This window comes from Niallia tiangongensis (genome assembly GCF_044704065.1).
Classification (GTDB): domain Bacteria; phylum Bacillota; class Bacilli; order Bacillales; family Cytobacillaceae; genus Niallia; species Niallia tiangongensis.
In genome coordinates this window covers 4,316,478-4,331,473 of the sequence record NZ_CP162613.1, presented here as the reverse complement: position 1 = coordinate 4,331,473, position 14,996 = coordinate 4,316,478, and the positions used below count along the sequence as shown (strand labels likewise).

Below are 14,996 nucleotides of genomic sequence, written 5' to 3'. Positions count from 1 at the left end.
AAAAAAATAGATCGATTAATTGATTTTCTAAAAAGGCAACTTTATACAGAAGTTGTCTATTTTTGTATGTTCAGAAAAGTATTGGAACACCTTTTATAAAAAATAATTATTTAAGAAAATTGGTATCGTATACAAACTATATAAATAATAAATGTCTCCGATATATAGTAGGTACATAGCTAAGAAATAAAAATGATAAACAAAATAGCTTTGTGAAAGGCAAGTAAAACTCAGGGGGATAAAATGAAAATAAAATATCAATTAGCACTAATTTTCTTCATCTTAATTATATCTATGTTAGGAATAGGCATATATACCAATACTAGCCTGCAAGCTTTAATAACAAATAGTAAAGAGCTTACGAATGCAAAAGAGATGCAGCGTCTTGTTACGCATTTGCAATATCGTATTGCTGGAATTTCTAATGATGAAAGAGGCTTTCTTCTTACAGGGAATAATGAATATATCGATGGAATCAATAGCAAAAAATCGGAGTTAAATGAGACTTTGAAAACAATGGAAAATCTATCGAATTATCGTGTATATGAAGAAGGTATCAAGGCTTTTAACTCTAGTCTTCAATCGTATTTAACGACAAGTAATCAAGTGTCCACGGTTTATAGGGAGGATAAAGCTTCAGCAGAAAAGCTACATTTTGAGGATTTACGTACATTGAGAAAAGAAGTACTAGATCCAGCTGTGAATGAATTAGTAGAACACATCAATCAAGATGTCATTCTACTTGAAGAACAAAATCAAAAAAATAGTGAAATAACAAAAATGATATTGATCGTTATTATTATTATTGCAACTAGTTTAAGTATCGTTTTAGGTTTTATTTTACTAAAGTCTATTTTGGGTCCATTAAACAAAATAAATAGTCAATTGCAAAATATCGCATCTGGTGAAGGTGACTTAACACAAAGAGTGCACGTAAATGGGAAAAATGAATTCGGTCATTTAGCAAATTCGTTTAACACATTTGTTGGATCGCTTCAGTTGATGATAGGAAGTGTAGGGAAAACTTCTAAAAATGTGGCACTTGCATCTGATGAATTAGCTTCTAGTATGGAACAATCAACCGTAGCTGCAGAGCAGGTAGCAGATGCTGTTCAAACAATTGCTGAGAATGGGAATAAGCAAGATAGACTTACTCAAAACAGTTTAATAGAGGTTAATAATTCCTTGGATAATATTAAGCATGTAGCACATACCGCTAGTGAAGTTGCCAATGAGTCCCTACTTATTAAAGAAAAAGCAAAGGATGGGGAGTTGGCGTTGGCAGAAATGCAAACACAGATGGAGGCAATTCATGCATCTGTTGATTTGGCAGGCGATGGGTTAAAGTCCCTTGTATTAAGTACAAATGAAATCAATCAGGTACTAGCAAGCATTCAAGATATATCAAATCAAACGAATTTACTAGCATTAAATGCATCGATTGAAGCAGCAAGAGCAGGAGAACATGGAAAAGGCTTTGCAATTGTTGCAGAAGAAGTCCGAAAACTATCAGAAATGACAGGTACTTCAGTTAGTCAAATTCATACACTTATTAGCTCTATTCATGATCATTCTAATGCTACGGAAAAAAATATGTCGTTAGTAAAAGAAAATGTAAATACTGGAACGAAATTATCTGATACTACAAATGAACATATAAAGGAAATTCTAGATCGTGTAGAATCCATCGCTGATCATATTAAAAAGATGGCTGAAACAACACAAGAAATTACGGCAGAAGTTCAAGAGGTACAAGAGTCTGTTGGGGAAATTGCTCATACTTCTCGTGAAACGTTAGAAAGAACAGAGAGTGTTGCTGCAGCAACAGAAGAGCAAACCGCTTCCTTCCAAGAAATAACAAGCTCAAGCATTGCCTTATCTAAAATGTCAGAGGAACTTCAGCAATTAGTCTCTCGATTTAAAGTTTAAAGAAGAACACTCTTTTTCATTTTAGAAATAAAAAGAGGAGCACTTTTAATGGAGGGCACTGAAAAAGTATAGTTATCCAAATCCAATTAGGATTTAGGTGTTTGAAAGCGAATAATATGTTAGTTTGGAGAGGCGACCGCTCGACTCCTATGGGAGCTGCGAGAAAGTCCGAGACCCTGCAGGAGCAAAGCGACGAAGCGACGAAGCGGCTCGGCGCTCGCCCCATGGAAAGCGAGCGGACGCCTCGGAAAACAAACGCAAACCTCTAATTTTAACAGTCTTCCACCTTCAATAATCGTTAAGTAGTAGTTTTTCAGTGGTCTCCTTTTAATGTGACTCCTCTTTTAGTAGTTTAAATTAAAAGAAATGGCTATTTGCCTGAATAAAAAACTGGGATTGCTGGTAGTTATAAGTGACTTTTGAAAAGTCAAATGGCTGTCCATTTGTTAAATGAAAGATGCTTTCTACTAATAATTTAGGAGCATCTTTTTCTAATCCTAAAAAAGCTGCTTCTTCCTCATTTAACTTATCTACTTGTAAATATACATCCGAAAAGCCAACCTTTAATCCCAATCCCTCTGTGATGTAATGGAAAATTGATTCAGAAACGATTTCCTTATTTAGATAGGTAATAATCGATTTATTATACCAAGATTCCTCTAAGCAAAGGGTTTGTCCGTTTATATAGCGAATTCTTTTTACATAATATACATCCTCATTAAGATCCATATTTAAATTAATAGAGACTTCTTCTGTTGGTTTTCTTACTTCTAACTCAATTATCTTTGAAGTTAGCACATAATCTTCTAAATCCTTTTTAAATCCTTGATTTGAAAGTAAGCTGATATACCCTTTTCGGTTTTGTCTTCTTACAAATATACCGCTGCCCCTGACCTGAAAAATAATGCCTTTTTTTTCTAAAAGCTCCAATGTTTTTATAATCGTGCTTTTACTGACCCCATATTGCTTCATTAATGCCTCGATGACGGGTAGCTTGCTTCCTTGTTTAAGTCCATGGTCTTCAATATATCTTTCCATTTCTTCTGCGATTTGCTGGTATTTTAACATTTACATACCTCAATTATCTTTAACTTTATAGCTGGATTATAGCATAACTGTTATAAAAACTCATTATAATTAACAGGGTATAAAAATATTATATTGTATTTATAATATTATACCGATACAATTATAGTGTTGAGATATGGTGTTTGAAAATGTGATACAGAAGAGTAACAAACATACGAATAATGCATGATAAATTAGAAGGAGGAAGAAGCGATGAGTAAAATGCCAAAGGATTTCCTATGGGGTGGTGCTTTAGCTGCCCATCAATTTGAAGGGGGATGGAACAAGGGAGGAAAAGGCCCAAGTGTTGTAGATGTTATGACAGCAGGTGCTCATGGTGTGCCAAGAAAAATAACAGACACCATTGAAGAAGCACAATTTTATCCGAACCATGAAGCTATTGATTTTTATCACCGATACAAGGAAGATATTGCTTTATTCGCAGAAATGGGCTTAAAGTGCTTACGAACCTCGATTGGATGGAGCAGAATATTTCCAAAAGGGGATGAATTAGAACCAAACGAAGAAGGCTTACAGTTTTATGATAAAGTATTCGATGAATTATTAAAGTATGGAATTCAACCAGTTATTACCCTATCTCATTTTGAAATGCCGCTACATCTTGCTAGAGAATATGGTGGTTTCAGAAATAGAAAGGTAGTGGATTGCTTTGTGCGATTTGCAGAAGTATGCTTCCGCCGCTACAAAGATAAAGTGAAATATTGGATGACATTTAATGAAATTAATAATCAGATGGATGTCTCTGGCCCGTTATTCTTATGGACAAATTCAGGAGTAACAGTAAAAGAAGGGGAGAATGCAAAAGAGGTAATGTATCAAACCGCACATCATGAGCTAGTTGCAAGTGCGTTAGCTGTGTCTATTGGGAAAAAAATAAATCCAGATTTTCAAATTGGTGCAATGGTATCTCATATTCCGATCTATCCGTATTCTTCTAATCCAGAGGATGTTATGTTAGCGGAAGAAGAGATGAGACAACGCTATTTCTTCCCAGATATACAAGTCCGTGGATTCTATCCTAAATACGCTTTAAAGGAATTTGAACGAGAAGGCTATTCTATTACTTTCGAGCCTGGTGATGAAGAAATTTTAAAAAATGGGACAGTGGATTATTTAGGTTTTAGTTACTATATGTCTACAACTGTGAAGAGTGATGTGACAAATAATAATGCGGGGGATATTATAAACGGAGGATTACCGAATGCGGTCGAAAATCCGTATATCAAAGCCAGTGATTGGGGCTGGTCGATTGATCCGACAGGTCTTCGTTATGTACTAAATCGTTTGTATGATCGCTATCAAATTCCATTGTTTATTGTAGAAAATGGCTTTGGAGCAATCGATACGGTGGAAGCGGATGGATCCATTCATGATCGAGAAAGAATCGAGTACTTGAAGGCTCATATTGAAGCTTTAGAAAAAGCAGTAACGTATGATGGAGTTGGTTTGATTGGATATACTCCATGGGGAATTATTGACATTGTCTCCTTTACAACTGGTGAGATGAAGAAACGTTACGGTATGATTTATGTTGATCGGGATAATGAAGGAAACGGATCGATGAATCGTTCGAAAAAGGACTCCTTTTATTGGTACAAGGAAGTTATTAAATCCAATGGGGAAAAGCTATAAAAATTGAAAAAGTTGGGGAGGGGAGTTATTATTGCCCCTTCCTTTCTTTTTCTAATTAGTCTTTTTTTTAATAACTTGCCTCTAGTTCATCGATTAAGCTTCCAACGTAAGCTACTGCTTTTTGGATTGGTTCTGGTGTAGACATGTCGACATTTGCTAGTTTCATTAGTTCAAATGGTTTTAATGTGCCGCCAGCTTTTAGAACGGTTAGCCATCGATCCACTGCGGGCTTTCCTTCCTCTTCAATCATTTGAGAGACAGCAGTTGATGCTGTTAGTCCTGCAGAGTAAGTATATGGATAAAGTCCCATATAATAATGTGGTTGGCGCATCCACGTTAGCCCGGCACCTTCGTCTATTTCTATGCTATCTCCCCAGAATGACTTTAAGACTGCGATGTTTTGCTCACATAAAACTTTAGCTGTGATTGGCGTTCCTTGTTCTGCTAGGTCATAGATTCTTCTTTGTAATGCACCCTCTAGGATATGGGTAACGAAATTATGATAATACGTCCCTAAAGATTGAAGGATTACCCATCTTCTTATTTGCGCATTAGTAGATTTTTTTATAATATGCTTGCTCAAGAGCATTTCATTCATAGTAGATGGTGCCTCGACAAAGTAACGGGACGGTCGAGTATTGGAGATAATTTGATTTTTTCCTGCAAGAGCGAAATGTCCTGCATGTCCAAGCTCGTGTGCTAATGTAAATGTATTTCGCATAGAATTATGCCATGTCATTAAAATATAAGGATGTGCTCCATACGGACTCGAGCAGAAGGCACCTGACCGTTTTCCATGATTATCAGCTAAATCTACCCAACGATCCTTTAAGCCTTTTTCCATTATCTCCATATACTCCGGTCCCATCACATCAAGTGCCTCTAAAATAAGCTTAGATGCTTCTTCATATGTAATTTCAGGATCATAGGTTGTATCAAGTGGAGCCTTTAGGTCACAATAATGGATTTTATCTAAACCTAAAACACGTTCCTTTAATCTCGCATATCTCTGCATATGTGGTGCTAATTCTGTGAGAATGGTATCCAGCTGGTTATGATACATTTCTTTTGTTACTTGCTGTTCTTGTAAAAGCATATCGGTTACAGATTCATAGTTACGTAGACGAGATTCGATTACTTGTTTTTTCACTTCTGTTCCATAGGTAGCTGCATACGTATTTTTGTAGCGACTTAGCCCTTCAGTAAAAGAGTTGTATGCTTTTCTTCTAAGCTCTTTATCAGAGGATTCTTCGTACTTTTCAAAGGAATTGAATGTTAACGGAAATTCCGTCCCGTTATCTGTTACAAAAGAGGAAAATTCCATATCGGATGTTTTACTTCTTTGATAAATCATGTAAGGAGAACTATGGATTTCACCAAAGGCTGCTAATACTTCTTCTGTTTCTGGTGTTAACATATGTGGTTTTGCTTCCATTAGGTCATTTAGTGTTTTGGAGAAAACCTGCAGTTCTTCTTCATCTCTCATGTATGTATTTATTTTATCGTTTGATAGCGTTAAGATTTCAGAATCAATAAAGGATAGGCTAGAACTGACTTTTGCATAGAGTGAAGAAACAATAGCATCGTTCTCTTGGTAAACAGGATTTGATCCATCTGTAGATTGATTAAGATTTGCATAGGTAATGGCTCTCGACAATCTTTCATTTAGTGTATCTCTCGCTTTTAAGCATTCCAATAAAATTGTAGCATTCTGATGAAACTTACCTTTATATTGAGTGACAGTAGGAATATCCTTTTCAATAGATACTATTTCTTGTTTCCATCCCTCTTCAGTTTCAAATAAATCGCGTAGGTCCCAAGTATGTTCTAAAGGAACTTCTGAACGGTAAAGCGTCTTTGCCATCTCTTTATTCATTTTCATTCTCCTTCTCTAACAAACTATTTCGTTATTCGAAACGATTAGTTTGATTATACAATAAATGTATTAAAAGAGGGAATATTTTGTTTATTTAATTATTCATTGGTATTAAATTAGGAATGAAGGCAAAAAAGGCTACGCTTTATTATAAGAATAATTGTATAATGGAAAATACATCTTATCATTTCACTAAATTTTACAATTTTTTAATAAAATAAATTGTTGAAAATCGATTAAATAAAAAGGAATGAATGTAAATTGCCCTTGAAAATTTCCCGTAAAAAAAGATTTTATCTATTAGTGTTTATTTGTATTGCTTCTATGTTAATTATCTTCTTCTTCTCACATATGCCATATCAGGAACAAGATATTAAGCCATTCTTGCGAGATAAAGTGGATCTTACTAATGTCCCTTTACCATCAATCCAATTCGAGTACGATGGACAGCTTGTTTCCTCCGATGCAGATCCCTATGGATTTATAGAATTTCTATTTCGTAAAGCAGGACATGTTATCGGCTATTGTCTATTAAGCCTTCTTCTTTTTGTAACACTCATGCATACAAGCTTAGAACGAAGATGGGTGTATGTATTAAGCGGTGCCCTTGCACTCCTTTATGCACTCTCAGATGAATGGCATCAAAGCTTTGTACCAGGTAGAACAGGTCATTGGCAAGACGCCATTATTATTGATGGAATTGGAGTATTATTAGGGTTACTTGTTGGGTATCTAGGGACCGTTTTAATAAAACGTAAGGGTACAAAGGGGCGATTCTTTTGATGACCTTTTAAACGGAATCAAAAGAACCGCCTGAGATCCCTGAAAAGGTTTATTATTGGTTTTGAAAGCAACTAATAGACAACCTCGGAAAATAAAGCCACCAACTAAGTAATCATCATGAGCTGGCAGGTTTTGAACAGTCCCATGTATTTAATGAAGAGAGAGGAGCCGAACAGTGTATCAAGATAAAGAACTGATAGTAAGACCAATTAATGAGGAGGATCTCTATCGTCTTTGGACACTGGCATTCAAAGAGGATTCACCTGAATGGAAAAAATGGGATGCTCCGTATTATGCCCATAAAGCGATAAGTTACGAAGAGTTCTTGACAAAAAAGGCACGCTACCTAGAGAGAGATGATTACTGGGCCATTGATGTGCAAGGAGAACTGATTGGCACCGTCGGCTATTATTGGGAACACGAGCCATCCAAATGGCTAGAGATGGGGATTGTTATTTATGATCCAAATTATTGGAGCGGTGGATATGGAACAAGAGTGATAAAGCTTTGGATCGACCATTTGTTTAACAAAATGCCACTAGTTCGGGTCGGGTATACGACATGGTCAGGCAATGAGCGAATGATTAAGGTTGGCAAAAAGCTTGGGATGACGATGGAAGGGCGAATGAGAAAGTGCCGCTATTATAATGGAGTATACTATGATTCTATTCGCATGGGGATTTTAAGAGAAGAATGGGAGTCTCAAGAGAATGGGAAGAAAATCAAGTAAAGTTATCCTAGTATAGATGAAAGATGTATAAAATTATGTACTATTAATCATGTGCTGCATTCATTTTAGGAGTATAATGGAAGTAAATAAAAAATGAAAAGGAATTGTTTAAAAGTATTAGCAGCAATGGAATCAAGTAAGCGTGGAAACTGAATGAATGGAGTGAGGTCCATGAAGAAAAAGGTTGAGTACGTATTTTTCTGCCAGCATTGTGGATTGCCTCAACGTATTCCAGCGTTTGTGCTAAAAACGTACTTATGTGATGACATGGTAAAGCAATACTATTGCCACAATTGCAGCCGTGAAAATGTAATTCCTCCATATATAAAAAAGCTTAAATCTGAACTGTAAAGGTATTTTTTTCGAAAAGCCAAGTGTACTAAACACTTGGTTATTTGCTTTTTAAGCCCAACTTGCAAGTTATACATAAGCAATTCCATTATTTATGAGTATTTATCGATATATTGTACAAACTATTTAAGGAGGAACATTATAATTTGTTGGTTAGTGAAGTAAACAACTTTTTCAACCTTATTATGGAAGATGTTTACTAACCTCCTCTTATAATGGAAACTTTAAGTAGGAGATGAATGAAGTGAACTATAAAGAATTTTGGGAAAAAATTAATGAACAGAATGACATAGTGCATTCTTTATACATTTCTTATTGGGATAAATTTTCGGATTATACGACATGGCAATTTTGGCTCATTGTTATTTCATTAATTTTCCCATTAATCATTCTGTTTATTGCTATTGATAGAAGAAGATTATTTGAAATATTGTTCTTTGGCTATACTGTTCATTTACTATGGGCATACATAGATCTTACTCTTAGTAGAGGGAATTTTTTAACACATACATACTTTCTATTTCCGATTGTTCCTAATGCGTTAAATATTACAGGTTCCTTTCTTCCAGTAGGGTATATATTAGTATATCAATATGCTACAAATCACCAGAAAAACTTTTATATACTAACAATATTGTTAAGTGCGCTAAATGCTTTTGTTCTTGCTAATATTGAAAAAGCAATTGGAGTAGTAACCTTTCATAGAGGGGTGAATGCTTTTCATTTATTCCTTTTGGATTTAGTGATTGTGTTTGTAGCATTCTGGTTTACTAAATTACTGTTGAAATTTAGGATTAATAAGAATGAAGAGGTGCAATAAGAGGCTGGGACAAAACTAAATAGACAATCTGTAAAGACGAACAATGTCTAATTTAGATCTGCTTTTTCATACTAGTTATTTATGATTTTAAATATAGTCAAGTGTGAAAGCCAATTCGTTCCATTGCGCTCCGGACACTCTATGCGCCGGGTCAGTTCAGCACGCCTGCGGGTAATAACACCAACTTTACTGAAATAATCTTTTATAAAACTAATAATAACCCGAACAACCATACGGAAATTCCGCAAAGTTGTTCGGGCTTTTCTATGGCTGGAATACTTATGTCCCACCCTCTTTTTTTAGCAAAATTTCTAGAGTCTCGAAATAGATTTTATAGCAATTGACTAATCTTGCTCAATCGATGCATTTGAGCAAAAATGTAACGAGGTGTATACTTGCGAGTGAGATTTAATAAAGGGGGATTTATTTTGTTACAAAAGCCTAAGGCTATTTTTCTAGATATGGATGGAACTATTTTAAATCATCAGAATCAGGTAAGTCTGAAGACGAAAGAGATTATTGATGATTTACGAAAGGAGGGCTTCTTCGTTTTTATAGCAACAGGAAGGTCCTTTGACGAAATTACATCTGTCGTGCCAGAAGGGTTTGAAGTGGATGGATATGTTACATCCAACGGCATGGCTGGATATATAGGGAAAGAGCCTATTTTTCAGCATACCCTACCTTTAGAATTAGTTGAAACAATTATTGAAAAGGCAAGAGAGCATAAAGTATATTATGAGCTTTTCCCATATGGTGCTTCTCGCATGACATTAAATCAGGATAAGGAGTATGTTATGCATGAAATCAGGGAACCGAAGCCAGAAAGTGTTGGAATCAATGAATGGCTTTCTCGAAAAGAAGCAATCAAAGGAAAAATTGCTTGGAAGGATACAATAGAGGGAAGCGAATTTTCGAAGTTTTATTTCTTTGCTCGAACGAAAGAACATATTAATCAATGGAAACAGGTATTGGAAGAATTAAGAAAAGAAGTCGACTTTACTGCATCTACTTCCTCTGGTCATAATGTAGAGGTAATGGTTGCGAATGTAAACAAAGCCACTGGGATTAAGCAAATGTTAGAGAAATTTAATCTATCAGCGGAAGAGACAATGGGAATTGGAGATAGTGATAACGACATCCAAATGCTTCAATTCGTTTCTATGCCAGTTGCTATGCAAAATGCACCAGATCACATTAAAGAAATAGCAGCAGAAATAACAGAGTTAACTTGTGATGAAGATGGGGTTTGTCATTTCCTAACATCTAGATTCAAGTAACGAATGAATTTGTTGTTTTTTACCATATTATTCATAGCTCCATCTGGAAAACCTATTTAGAGGGAAAAAGAAAGGAGCGTGAAAAAATGACGAAGAAATATAACAGTGGCAGCAAAAATCAAAACTCACCAAAGGGAAATCAATCTAGTATTAGCGGTGATAACGGTAAAGGAAATAAACGGAATAAAGACCAAAGTGATAAAACAGAAGACTAAGAGGCTGGGAAAAAACTAAATAGCCAATCTGTAAAGACGAACTATCTCTAATTTAGCTCTTAAATAAAGCTACTTTCTCCTGATGGTTATTTATGTTTTTAAATATAGTCACATGTAAAAACTAAGTCGTTTTTTTGAGTCTTTTCTAAAAAAATTTTTAATAGAAAAATTTAATTATATGGAAGAACTGAGCAGTCTGAATACACGTAGATTCTTATGGGAGCTGCGAGAAAGTCCGAGACCCCGCAGGAGCTAGCGACGAGGAGGCTTGGCGCTCGCCCCATGGAAAGCGAAGTGTATTCTGACTGCGGGTAATAGCAACAGACTTTATTGAAACCTTCTTTAGACATTCGTGTTTATTACTAATTGGAATACTTATGTCCCAACCTCTTTCGCTTTCTACAAAATTGACTAAAAAGTTTTATTTTGTAATTTTTGAATATTTACACTATGGAAAGGCGAATCAATTGGTTCATCCACCACACTAAATGGATTTCCATCTAAATCAAAGAAATCAAAGTATTTCATCCCACCCAAATCTTTTATTTCTGTCGTTTTTTTCCGTTAGTATTCAAATACTCATATGCCTCTCCAATATCATCAACAATAAAATTAAAGTAGGGGTTTTTTTCTTTATCTTTTAGTATAAATTCAGCGGATTGCCGGTTATCAACTTGAATTAATGCAAGCTGAGTGGAACCACTTGGAAAACAAAATCCGACCCCATCTTCCCACCTATCAATTTTCTTTACGCCAAGCTTTTTTTCATACCATTTGCTTGCTTTCTCTAAGTCCGTAACCGGAATGAAAATACTTCCAATTCTAAACATATCTTTCTGTCTCCCTTCATGTTTTTTGATATTTATTTTGAAGGAGAATTTCTTATCTATGTTAAATCGAATAAATATCTTTCGTTCTATTATCCAATTATAATCATGAATAGATGTTTTTTTCTGGGAAAATAAGTATACTCGGAATTTGTCGAGGAATAACTTGGTATTTTAAAAGGAGTTTAGCGGAAAAGCTCGAATAATTAAGTAGGTAAAACTACTTAGAAGGGCTGGTTACTACAATTGTTAGCTTTTCCTACCATCGAACAATTATCTTATCATTTGTTAGTGATTATCTTACCAATCGTTTGGTATCTATTAGTTAGTAAAGAAGAAATTTCACAGCGAAAAAAATTAATTTCAAATTTTTCTTTTATCCTTTTTATGATGCTTGTTCTCACGATGGTGCATCCGATTGAGATGGGGGAGGGGTTTTATTATGATCTTAAAGTGGTGCCCATTTTATTAGCGTTTGTCTATGGTGAATTAAGCACGAATATCCTTTTAACCGTAATTTTGATTGGGGATAAATATTTTTTGATAGGGAATGCCTTTTACATAAATATTCTAAATTACACGATTGCAGCTGCAATTATCCTGATATTAAAAAATAAATTGGTAACTCTTACATTTAAAAAGAAATGGAAAATCATAATGGGGGTTTATTGGCTGTGTGCTTTTACGCGAGTTTTATATGTTTTCATAACAGATCGAATAACTCAGCTTCCTTTCATATTGGTTTATACGTTTACTACTTGGGGAGCATTATTTATCGTAATCAGCATGGTTCAATATAATGAAGAGAAAATCCTTAATCAGAATAAAATTCAAATGGCTGAACGAATAAATGTAGTAAGCCAATTGGCTGCATCTGTTGCACATGAGGTAAGAAACCCGATGACATCTGTTAAAGGATTTCTGCAACTAATATATGACGACCATAATTTGTCTGAAAAACAAAGGAAATACATTGAAATATCGTTAGAGGAATTAGGACGTACAGAAACAATTATCAGTGATTATTTATCAATGGCAAAACCAGTATCAAAAGAAGAAGAAAACCATTTGGATATTACAGCTGAATTGAGAGGCGTTATGGAGATAATGACTTCTTATACAAATAATCATAATATTATAATTGATGCTGTGATCCCTAATAATCTGCATTGTAAAGGGAAAAGGAATGAATTTAAGCAGGCGATGATTAATATGATGAAAAATAGTGTCGAAGCCATGAATGGGAATGGTATATTAGCTGTCCGCGCATATGCTTTAGGAGAAAAAATTTATATTGAAATTGAAGATAATGGAATAGGAATGACGAGTAAACAGGTGAAACAATTAGGAACACCGTATTATTCCACGAAAGATAAGGGAACGGGGATTGGCCTAACCCTGGTATATCGGATTATTAGAGATATGAAGGGAGAAATATCTGTTGTCAGCAAAAAAGGGCAAGGTACAATGTTTAGAATTACGTTAGCAAAAGTTTAAGGATGATTAGATTACTAGAATAAAATTACAATTGGTTCTTCCTTATGGAAGGCCTATTTTTTTTCTTAGACGGCACAACTAACACAATAGGTTAGTTGTGCTCGTTCCATTTGCTCTCAATATTGAGTAAATATGCATTTGGGTCCTTTTTAAACCTTCTCTGTTTTGTGTGTTCAAGTATCCGGTTATTCCACTTATTAGCTTCGTTCTTATAGGTAGAATAGTCAGCTTTCCTTATCTTATTCAAACCGTCTCGTTCATCTGTAACACCTTCAACAAAAACAATGTTTTCACCATGACGAACAATATAACGATTCCAAGTTCGACTACCAGTTATTCGCCTATGCCTTACTTTTGTACGTCTAAAGAATAGTTCTAAATCATTGTTCGTCCTAGGTAAGAGAGGGAAATCGTATATAGTAAAAAGTCCTTTCCAAAAGCCATTACTATATCTTAAAAGATTATCCACAAACGCATGATCCTCTTCCCGATTAAGCTCTTTTTTAATATGATCTAGATACTGTTTTAGTCTATTTTCGACCCAAGAACTTGTTTTATTTTCAGATGGCTCCATAATAGTGGCAATCCGTTTAAAACGCAGGTCCCAACGTTTCACAAGTTGATAATCTGAGTTAAAGTTATCAACATTACTGACTATTCTGAATAGCTTTTCAAGTAAAAGAGTCCCCTTTTTTATCCAGGCATTTTTCAATCGAGTCTTTGATTGATTTTGTTCGTTCATAGACTCGAGTACCAGGTAATTCAAACGGGGGCTTACCATCTTCCAGTAATACGGAGCGAATGGCTGCCACATAATCACTTGCGATTTCATCTTCTAAGCTTTCTGAAGGGGATTCTTCTATTTTTCTCTCGATATCTCGAATTCCCCTTAGCTTCTTTTTAATATTTGTCTTTAACTTTCGGTCCTTTTCCACTAATGGTTTGGCAATATCCTTAAAGTAATGGAACTGACAATACTGATATGGAATGTTTGGTGCGACTTTCTCAATCGCTAAACGGATTGACTGTTGCCCATCACTAATAAACCCTTGAATTGGGTAACCCCAATTAATGATGGGTTGAATAATCCCAACCAATTCTTGAGATGCACTACTCTTTAGATTGTGTGCAGCTAGGACAGTTCCACTTAGTACCTCACGGATTACATAAAGTGTTTCGTTTCCTTTTTCAGGTTGAACGCCATCAATAGAAAGGATTAATCCGTCACTTTCTTCTACGACTTTCTCTAAAATTTCTTTCGTGTTCTCTTCGACAGATGACCTAAGTAGTAACGCGTAGCGTTCATAGAGTTTTTGAACCTGTCTTTCAGAGATTTTAATCTGCTTCTCCGTTAGTATGTCGGTAATTTCTAATCGTGTTTTATGTTCTTTAAAGCGTAAATGACCAATATGAGCAATGACATCCATTCCATATGTAATATGTTTCATACTGAGTTGTTCAGCCTCTGCAGAGCGATAAACGATATGATTATCACAGGAGTTATTTTCGCATCTGTAACCTAGATTGATTACTTTAAATTCACCTTTAAGAGTAGAGATGGTTTTCCGCCATACAGGATGACAGTATGTTAATTTGCCTTCACATTTAGGGCAATGTGTAATCTCAGGAGTATAGTAAATAGATTCAACTGGATTTAACCGATTTTTTGTACGCATAAATAAACACCAACTTAAATAATTTATAAGTCTATTATAACTCATAAACATGGTTGGTGTTATTTATTCCGCGTAAGTTTTTTTTCTGAATTTTAATCTTTCTAATAAGAGGAAGAGTAAAATAGTTTGATATAGTTGTCAATAAAAATCTATGAACTTAAATTATAATCTTCCTCTATATTGTAAAATATTTTTTGGGGGATTCATAAATAGTTACCTCTAGATATAAGTAATAAAAAATATGTTTGATGGGTTGGTGTAAATTAGTTCGTGTACTTTTCATTAATGCAT

The 14,996-nt window shown here is 34.9% G+C and carries 13 protein-coding genes; 8 read left to right on the top strand and 5 right to left on the bottom strand.

What is annotated here, in order from left to right; translation table 11 throughout:
• Positions 1 to 243 precede the first annotated feature (243 nt).
• Positions 244 to 1,929 carry a methyl-accepting chemotaxis protein gene (locus AB3U99_RS20535; RefSeq protein ID WP_400243603.1) on the top strand — a complete coding sequence of 562 codons (1,686 nt, stop codon included), beginning with the start codon at positions 244 to 246 and terminating at the stop codon, positions 1,927 to 1,929.
• A gap of 357 nt (positions 1,930 to 2,286) precedes the next feature.
• Here AB3U99_RS20535 and AB3U99_RS20530 read toward each other — a convergent pair whose 3' ends face one another.
• A complete protein-coding gene (locus tag AB3U99_RS20530; protein ID WP_400243601.1) occupies positions 2,287 to 2,997 on the bottom strand; it encodes a GntR family transcriptional regulator in 711 nt (236 codons plus the stop codon).
• 213 nt (positions 2,998 to 3,210) lie between these two features.
• Here AB3U99_RS20530 and bglA point away from each other — a divergent pair, with 213 nt between their 5' ends.
• On the top strand, positions 3,211 to 4,650 hold the full coding sequence (bglA, locus tag AB3U99_RS20525; protein WP_400243600.1) for a 6-phospho-beta-glucosidase BglA: 1,440 nt from the start codon (positions 3,211 to 3,213) through the stop codon (positions 4,648 to 4,650).
• A gap of 67 nt (positions 4,651 to 4,717) precedes the next feature.
• Here the strand turns inward: bglA and pepF are convergent, their stop codons facing one another.
• Complete coding sequence (pepF, locus tag AB3U99_RS20520) at positions 4,718 to 6,526, bottom strand: oligoendopeptidase F (protein WP_400243599.1); 1,809 nt, start codon at positions 6,524 to 6,526, stop codon at positions 4,718 to 4,720.
• A gap of 261 nt (positions 6,527 to 6,787) precedes the next feature.
• Between pepF and AB3U99_RS20515 the strand changes: the two genes are divergently transcribed.
• The 5 genes from AB3U99_RS20515 to AB3U99_RS20495 all read left to right on the top strand — a co-directional run bounded on the left by AB3U99_RS20515 (position 6,788) and on the right by AB3U99_RS20495 (position 10,705).
• Positions 6,788 to 7,309, top strand: coding sequence for a VanZ family protein (locus tag AB3U99_RS20515; protein ID WP_400243597.1), 522 nt, complete (start codon positions 6,788 to 6,790; stop codon positions 7,307 to 7,309).
• Positions 7,310 to 7,484: 175 nt separating this feature from the next.
• Positions 7,485 to 8,039: a GNAT family N-acetyltransferase gene (locus tag AB3U99_RS20510; RefSeq protein ID WP_400243596.1), complete on the top strand. Its 555-nt coding sequence runs from the start codon at positions 7,485 to 7,487 to the stop codon at positions 8,037 to 8,039.
• A 595-nt stretch (positions 8,040 to 8,634) separates the two neighbouring features.
• Complete coding sequence (locus AB3U99_RS20505; protein ID WP_400243595.1) at positions 8,635 to 9,210, top strand: hypothetical protein; 576 nt, start codon at positions 8,635 to 8,637, stop codon at positions 9,208 to 9,210.
• A gap of 428 nt (positions 9,211 to 9,638) precedes the next feature.
• Positions 9,639 to 10,490, top strand: coding sequence for a Cof-type HAD-IIB family hydrolase (locus AB3U99_RS20500; protein ID WP_400243594.1), 852 nt, complete (start codon positions 9,639 to 9,641; stop codon positions 10,488 to 10,490).
• A gap of 86 nt (positions 10,491 to 10,576) precedes the next feature.
• Entirely contained in the window at positions 10,577 to 10,705 is a 129-nt protein-coding gene (locus tag AB3U99_RS20495) for a hypothetical protein (RefSeq protein ID WP_400243593.1), read from the top strand.
• Positions 10,706 to 11,247: 542 nt separating this feature from the next.
• On the opposite strand, the gene AB3U99_RS20490 is transcribed toward AB3U99_RS20495, so the two are convergent.
• Complete coding sequence (locus AB3U99_RS20490) at positions 11,248 to 11,535, bottom strand: VOC family protein (protein WP_400243592.1); 288 nt, start codon at positions 11,533 to 11,535, stop codon at positions 11,248 to 11,250.
• 243 nt (positions 11,536 to 11,778) lie between these two features.
• On the opposite strand from AB3U99_RS20490, the gene AB3U99_RS20485 reads away from it, so the two are divergent.
• On the top strand, positions 11,779 to 13,029 hold the full coding sequence (locus AB3U99_RS20485) for an ATP-binding protein (protein WP_400243591.1): 1,251 nt from the start codon (positions 11,779 to 11,781) through the stop codon (positions 13,027 to 13,029).
• Between the two features lie 91 nt (positions 13,030 to 13,120).
• Here AB3U99_RS20485 and AB3U99_RS20480 read toward each other — a convergent pair whose 3' ends face one another.
• Both AB3U99_RS20480 and AB3U99_RS20475 read right to left on the bottom strand, forming a co-directional pair.
• On the bottom strand, positions 13,121 to 13,771 hold the full coding sequence (locus tag AB3U99_RS20480; RefSeq protein ID WP_400242608.1) for a hypothetical protein: 651 nt from the start codon (positions 13,769 to 13,771) through the stop codon (positions 13,121 to 13,123).
• Positions 13,701 to 14,705: a transposase gene (locus AB3U99_RS20475; protein ID WP_400242607.1), complete on the bottom strand. Its 1,005-nt coding sequence runs from the start codon at positions 14,703 to 14,705 to the stop codon at positions 13,701 to 13,703. Before AB3U99_RS20475 ends, AB3U99_RS20480 begins: the two co-directional genes overlap by 71 nt.
• Between the last annotated feature and the right edge of the window lie 291 nt (positions 14,706 to 14,996).